This window comes from Sphingomonas sp. Leaf412, assembly GCF_001425405.1.
Classification (GTDB): Bacteria; Pseudomonadota; Alphaproteobacteria; order Sphingomonadales; family Sphingomonadaceae; genus Sphingomonas.
Genome location: NZ_LMQP01000001.1, coordinates 475965 through 482057, shown reverse-complemented (window position 1 = coordinate 482057; position 6093 = coordinate 475965). Strand labels below are relative to the sequence as shown.

Here is a 6093-nt window from a genome sequence, read left to right as displayed (position 1 = left end):
GGGGGGGGGGGGGGGGGGGCCAGGTGTCTCACCGAGACTGTCGCCCGTGACTCCCCCACCCCAACCCCTCCCCTGAAGGGGAGGGGCTTTTGAGATCAGTGCGCCCCCTTCGCCCCTCGCGGCGTAAGCTGGCCGGGCGAGATGAAGCCGATCGGCTGGATCGCGTTCGCATCCTGCTTCAGGCGCGCGGCCATCTGTTCGTATTCGTGTTCCACCTCCGGCGTCACGCTGGCGCGGCTTTCGGTCAGCGCGGCGTCGAAATGCGCCTGCGTCACCTCGCGCGCGTCGAGGCCGGAGCGCAGCGCGATCAGGCCCGCGCGGCGGACAACGTCCTCCAGATCCGCGCCGGTGAAGCGGTCGGTGCGCGCCGCCACCGTGTCGAGGTCGACGTCCGCGGCCAGCGGCATCTTCTGCGTCTGGATCGACAGGATGCGGCGGCGTCCCTTTTGCGACGGCAGGCCGACGTAGATCAATTCGTCGAACCGCCCCGGACGCAGCAGCGCGGGCTCGACCAGGTTCGGGCGGTTGGTCGCGCCGATGACGACGACCGACTGCAATTCCTCCAGCCCGTCCATCTCCGCCAGGATCGTGTTCACCACCCGCTCGGTCACCTGCGGCTCCCCCGCGCCGCTGCCGCGTGCGGGCACCAGCGAATCGAGTTCGTCGATGAAGATGACGCAGGGCGCGACCTGTCGTGCGCGCTGGAACAGGCGGGCGATCTGCTGCTCGCTCTCGCCATACCATTTGCTCAGCAGGTCGCTCGACTTCGTCGCGATGAAGTTCGCCTGCGCCTCGCGCGCGACCGCCTTCGCCAGCAGCGTCTTGCCGGTGCCGGGCGGGCCGTACAGCAGGAAGCCCTTGGCCGGGCGGATGCCGAGGCGGCGGAAGGCGTCGGGGTCCTTCAGCGGGAGCTCGACGCCTTCCTTCAGCCGCATCTGCGCATCGTCCAGCCCGCCGACGTCGGCCCATGTCGTCGTCGGCGCCTGCACCATCACCTCGCGCATCGCGCTCGGCTGCACGCGCTTGATCGCCTCCAGGAAATCCTCGCGCGTCACCGCCAGCGTATCGAGCACCTCGGGCGGGATCGTGCGATCCTCCAGGTTCAGGCGCGGCATGATCCGCCGCACCGCCTCGATCGCCGCCTCGCGCGTCAGCGCGCCGAGGTCCGCGCCGACGAAGCCGAACGTCGTGCGCGCCAGCTCGTCCAGGTCGACGCGGTCGCCAAGCGGCATGCCGCGGGTGTGGATGCCCAGGATCTCGCGCCGCCCGCGTTCGTCGGGCACGCCGACGATGATCTCGCGGTCGAAGCGGCCGGGGCGGCGCAGCGCCTCGTCCAGCGCCTCCGGCCGATTGGTCGCGGCGATGACGACGAGGTTCGCCCGCGCCTCCAACCCGTCCATCAACGTCAGCAATTGCGCGACGAGGCGCTTCTCCGCCTCGCCCGACACCTGCCCGCGCTTGGGCGCGATCGAATCGATCTCGTCGATGAAGACGATCGACGGCGCGGCCTTCGACGCCTCCTCGAACACCTGCCGCAGTCGTTGCTCCGACTCGCCATAGGCCGAGCCCATGATCTCCGGCCCGTTGATGAGGAAGAATTGCGCGTCCGATTCGTTCGCGACCGCGCGCGCCAGCCGCGTCTTGCCGGTGCCGGGCGGGCCGTGGAGCAGCACGCCCTTGGGCGGATCGACGCCCAGCCGCTGGAACAGTTCGGGGTAGCGCAGCGGTAGTTCGACCATCTCGCGCAGCTGGTCGATCGTCGCGGCCATGCCGCCGACGTCGTCATAGGTCACGTCGGCGCGGCGCGCGGCGTCCGGCTCCGCATATTCGGGGCGCAGCTCCACCTCGGTCGATTCGTCGATATGGACGATGCCCTTGGGACTGGCGGACACCACCGACAGGCGGATTTCCTGCAACGCATAGGCGGGGGCGTTGACGTAGCGTTCCATGCCCGGCGGCATGTTCTGCACCCGCTGATGCCCCGCGGTGGCGACGATGTCGCCTTGGCAGAAGGGGCGGCCGAAGAAGGTGCGTTTCAGCGCGTTGGCCGATCCCTGCAAGCGCAGATTCTGCTGCGCAGGCGCGAACACGACACGCGCGGCGGGCTTCGATTCGGCGCGACGGACCTCGACGAAGTCGCCCGAGCCGACCCCGGCATTGGCGCGTTGCAGGCCGTCGACGCGGATGATCTCCAGCCCTTCGTCCTCGGCATAGGGGCCGACGGCGCGCGCGGGCGTCGTCTTCTTCCCGACGATCTCCACCACGTCGCCTTCGGACAGGCCGAGCCGCGCCATGATGCTGCGCGGCAGGTGCGCGATGCCGCGGCCGCTGTCCTCCGGCCGCGCGTTCGCGACCTGGAGCCGCGTCGCCTGCTCCGCCGATACTGGGTCTTCACCGTCCGCCATCGTTCCTCCGGGTCCTGTACGACCGAGCGCAGAAAGTGGGGAGCAGGTTCCCGATTGCTACCCGGCACGGGGGCGGGGGCGGGTGGGGACAAGAAAAAAGGGCCGGTCCCACGAAGGGCCGGCCCATGAAAGTTTTTAGGAGAGGATGCCTGAAAGGCACCCCCTTGTTTGCGGCGATGCGGCTTGTTGTGCAAGTGCGAAGTAGCGCGAGCGCGATTGCAATAAATGCAATTTGGTAGCGCTCTCAACGTTGCAAATCCGTACGTCATCGGCATGATGCGACGCACAATGGGCCGGGATCGATCATGCGCCGTCTGCCGCCACTGACCGCGATCGAGGCGTTCGTCGCGGTCGCGCGGCTGGGCTCGATCAAGGCCGCGGCGCAGGAGCTTGCGCTGTCCCCGCCCGCGCTGAGCCGTCGGATCCAGACGCTGGAGCGTTTCCTGGCGCGCCCGCTGTTCGACCGGCGGCATCAGGCGATGGCGCTGAACGCGGATGGCGAGCGGTTGCTGGCCGCGATCGCGCCCGCGATCGACAGCCTGAGCGATGCGGTGGAGACCATGACGTCGGACGGCGAGGTGCTGCGCCTGCGGCTCGGCGTCCTGCCGCTGTTCGCGTCGCAGCGGCTGTTCCCGCGGCTGGCGGAGTTGCGCGCGCGGCATCCCGAACTGCACCTGGACATCGACACCGCGGGCAATGCCATCGCGCGGCTGGGCGAGGGGCTGGACGCGGTGATCGTGCTGGCGCGCGAGATCGATCCGCTGCTCCATGCCGAGCGGCTGGACCGCAACATCGTCTATCCCATCGGCGCGCGCCGGTTGATCGAGGGGGCGGACCCTCTTCTGCGGCCCGAGCAGCTGGCGCAGCATACCGTGCTGGTCCATCGCGACATGATCGACACGTTCGTGGCGTGGCGCCATGCCGCCGGGCTGTCGGACATCGACCCGCTGGCGATCGACCATTTCGATTCGGGCGCGCTGATGCTGGAGGCCGCGGCGCAGGGGCTGGGCATCGCGTTCATGCACGAGAGCCACTTCGTCGACGCCAACGACCCGCGGCTGGTGAAGCTGTTCGATATCGAGGTGACCAGCCCGTACAGCTACTGGTTCGCGTGCCGCCCGCGCGCGTTGCAGACCAAGCCGGTGCGGATGTTCCGCGACTGGCTGATCGCGACGCTGCGGGAGGAATAGGCAGGCGAGGCAATCCCCCTCCCGCAAGCGGGAGGGGAGAGCGGATCAGGCCGACCGCATCTTCACGATCTTGCCCGGCTCGCGCGGCGGCTCGCCCTTGGGCAGCGCGTCGATCAGGTCCATGCCGTCGGTCACCTCGCCCCACACGGTATATTGGTTGTCGAGGAAGCGCGCGTCGTCGAACACGATGAAGAATTGCGAATTCGCGCTGTTCGGATCGGCGGTGCGCGCCATCGAGCAGATGCCGCGGACGTGCGGCTCCTTGCTGAATTCCTGCTTCAGGTTCGGCTTCGTCGACCCGCCGGTGCCGTTGTGGTTCCCGCCGTCGCCGCCCTGCGCCATGAAGCCGGGGATGACACGGTGGAAGGGAACGCCGTCGTAGAAGCCCTCGTCCGACAGTTCGACCAGCCGGGCGACATGCGCGGGCGCCAGGTCGGGGCGCAGGCGGATCGTGACGTCGCCGCCGTCGAGGGTCATGATGAGGGTATCGGCCATCGGTGGTTCCTTTTGAAGCTGGGGCGCAGATAGGGAGCCGCCGCGCCGCTGGCAAATGCCGCGGGCGGGGGATAGAGCGCACAAAGCACGCCGGCGCAGGAAGGGCGGACATGACCGACACCGAACTCGCCCCCGCCCCCCATGGCGTCGACGACGATATCGTCCCCGCCGACAGCCAGCTCGACCGCGACGACCGGCTGAAGCCCGCCTTCGTGCAGGCGGTGCTGGCCGCGGTGGAGGCGGGGGAGACGGAGGCGGCGCACGACCTGGTCGCGCCGCTGCACCCCGCGGACATCGCCGACCTGTTCGAACTGACGCCCGAGGACCGGCGCAAGGACCTGGCCGCCGCGCTGGCCGACCTGCTCGACGCGGACGTGTTCGCGGAGATGAACGATTACGTCCGCGAGGACCTGATCGACGCGCTCGACGCGCGCCAGGTCGCGGACATCGCCAGCGAGCTGGACACCGACGACGCGGTCGCGATCATCGAGGACCTGGACGCCGACGACCAGCGCGAGGTGCTGCGCGCGATGGAGCCGGACGATCGCGCCGCGATCGAGGAGGCGCTGTCCTATCCGGAGGAATCCGCCGGTCGCCTGATGCAGCGCGACCTGGTTGCGGTGCCGGAGCATTGGTCGGTCGGCGACGTGCTGGATTACCTGCGCGGCGACGAGGAACTGGCGACCGATTTCTGGGAAATTTTCGTCGTCGATCCCGCGCACCGTCCGGTCGGCACCTGCGCGCTGTCGTGGATCCTGCGCACCCCGCGCCGGATCGCGGTGGCCGACGTCATGAAGCGCGAACAGACGCTGATCCCGGTCGACATGGATCAGGAGGAAGTCGCGCTGCGCTTCCAGAAATATGCGCTGATCTCCGCCGCGGTCACCGACGCCGCCGGGCGGCTGGTGGGGATGATTACCGTCGACGACATCGTCCACATCATCCAGGAGGAAGCGGGCGAGGATACGCTGCTGCTGTCCGGCGCGGGCGACGGCGACATCAACGAACCCGTGGTCGAAAGCTACAAGGCGCGCGTCCGCTGGCTGATCGCGAACCTGTTCACCGCGCTGGTCGCCTCGTCGATCATCGCCGCGTTCGAGGGGACGATCCAGCGGATGGTGGCGCTGGCGACGCTGATGCCGATCGTCGCGGGCGTCGGCGGGAATGCGGGGACGCAGACGCTGGCGGTCACGGTCCGCGCGATGGCGATGAACCAGTTGACGCAATCGAACACCGCGCGCGCGATCCTGCGCGAGATGCGCGTCGCGCTGCTGAACGGCGCGACGATCGCGGCGATCATCGGCGTGGGCGTGACGCTGGTGTTCGGCAACGTGCAGCTGGGGATGGTCATCGCGGCGGCGATGATGACGAACATCGTCGTCGCGGGACTGGCGGGCGTGGCGGTGCCGATCGCGCTGGAACGGATGCGCGCGGACCCGGCGGTGGCGTCGTCGATCTTCGTCACGATGACGACCGATTCGATGGGGTTCCTGGCGTTCCTGGGCCTTGCGACCGCGGCGGGGCTGGCGGGCTGACCTTGAGCGGGCGGGCCTGCGCGCCCACATGGCGCGGTCCATGGCGCTTCACCTGACCAAAGTGGCGTTCGGCGCGGCCAGCGTCGAGGCGCTGACCGAGCGGCTGGCGGCGCGCGCGGCGGCGGGGCCGGTGTTCCTGACGACGCGCTACCTGCCCAAGCGGCATGACGAGGTGGCGGGGCAGGGATCGCTGTTCTGGATCATCAAGCACCAGCTGGTGGCGCGGTCACCGATCCTGTCGTTCGGGGAGGCGGAGGGCGGGCGCGTGGCGATCCATATCGATCCCGTCGTCCGGCTGGTGCAGGCGCGGGCGCGAAGGGCGCATCAGGGGTGGCGCTATCTGGAGGACGCCGATGCGCCGGGCGATCTGGGCGGCGGCGATGCGGATGGCGTCGCGGCACTGCCGGCGGAGCTGGTGGGGCGGCTGGCGGAACTGGCGTTGATCTGAAGATATGTGCTCCCGCGAAG

At 69.3% G+C, this 6093-nt stretch carries 5 protein-coding genes; 3 read left to right on the top strand and 2 right to left on the bottom strand.

Translation table 11 applies throughout. From position 1 onward, the window contains the following. Positions 1-95: 95 nt before the first annotated feature. Positions 96-2405 (bottom strand): CDC48 family AAA ATPase, encoded by a 2310-nt coding sequence (locus tag ASG29_RS02180; protein ID WP_055979482.1) that lies wholly within the window; start codon positions 2403-2405, stop codon positions 96-98. A gap of 305 nt (positions 2406-2710) precedes the next feature. On the opposite strand from ASG29_RS02180, the gene ASG29_RS02175 reads away from it, so the two are divergent. After that, entirely contained in the window at positions 2711-3595 is an 885-nt protein-coding gene (locus ASG29_RS02175) for a LysR substrate-binding domain-containing protein (protein ID WP_055979479.1), read from the top strand. 45 nt (positions 3596-3640) lie between these two features. On the opposite strand, the gene ASG29_RS02170 is transcribed toward ASG29_RS02175, so the two are convergent. Further along, on the bottom strand, positions 3641-4090 hold the full coding sequence (locus tag ASG29_RS02170) for a peptidylprolyl isomerase (RefSeq protein WP_055979475.1): 450 nt from the start codon (positions 4088-4090) through the stop codon (positions 3641-3643). A gap of 110 nt (positions 4091-4200) precedes the next feature. Between ASG29_RS02170 and mgtE the strand changes: the two genes are divergently transcribed. After that, a complete protein-coding gene (gene mgtE, locus ASG29_RS02165; RefSeq protein WP_055979472.1) occupies positions 4201-5625 on the top strand; it encodes a magnesium transporter in 1425 nt (474 codons plus the stop codon). A gap of 40 nt (positions 5626-5665) precedes the next feature. Continuing rightward, positions 5666-6073: a DUF1489 domain-containing protein gene (locus ASG29_RS02160; RefSeq protein WP_055979470.1), complete on the top strand. Its 408-nt coding sequence runs from the start codon at positions 5666-5668 to the stop codon at positions 6071-6073. Positions 6074-6093: the final 20 nt, after the last annotated feature.

Coding starts and splice junctions, on each gene's coding strand:
- ASG29_RS02180 (WP_055979482.1), bottom strand. CDS start 2,405: ATGGCGGACGGTGAAGACCCAGTATCGGCGGAGCAGGCGACGCGGCTC.
- ASG29_RS02175 (WP_055979479.1), top strand. CDS start 2,711: ATGCGCCGTCTGCCGCCACTGACCGCGATCGAGGCGTTCGTCGCGGTC.
- ASG29_RS02170 (WP_055979475.1), bottom strand. CDS start 4,090: ATGGCCGATACCCTCATCATGACCCTCGACGGCGGCGACGTCACGATC.
- mgtE (WP_055979472.1), top strand. CDS start 4,201: ATGACCGACACCGAACTCGCCCCCGCCCCCCATGGCGTCGACGACGAT.
- ASG29_RS02160 (WP_055979470.1), top strand. CDS start 5,666: ATGGCGCTTCACCTGACCAAAGTGGCGTTCGGCGCGGCCAGCGTCGAG.